Here is a 318-nt window from a genome sequence, read left to right as displayed (position 1 = left end):
CCGTGAAGCGGGCATCGATGTGCCTATTATTCCGGGAATTAAGCCCATTACAACCTTGGGCCAGATTACCATGCTCCCTCGAACTTTCTTCCTGGACCTGCCTGATGCCTTGACCGATGAACTCGAGAAATGCAAAACCAATGCGGAGGTCAAAGAAGTGGGAATCGCTTGGTCCATCCAGCAGTGCAAAGAGTTGGTAGCAGCATATGTGCCTTCTTTGCATTTCTACACGATGAGTAAGGCGGATGCAACTTATAAAGTGGCTAAGGAGGTGTTTTGATCTGTTCGTTTTCCTAAAAAAAGCTCAATTCGGTGAAA

General features: G+C 46.9%; 1 protein-coding gene. It reads left to right on the top strand.

Features of this window, described 5'->3' with window-relative positions:
- On the top strand, positions 1-280 hold a 280-nt coding region (locus ACNKXV_RS13950), incomplete at its 5' end, for a methylenetetrahydrofolate reductase (protein ID WP_417908324.1).
- Positions 281-318 lie beyond the last annotated feature (38 nt).

The organism is Christiangramia aquimixticola, from assembly GCF_048285835.1.
Classification (GTDB): Bacteria; Bacteroidota; Bacteroidia; order Flavobacteriales; family Flavobacteriaceae; genus Christiangramia; species Christiangramia aquimixticola.
This window is presented reverse-complemented; position numbering and strand designations above follow the sequence as displayed.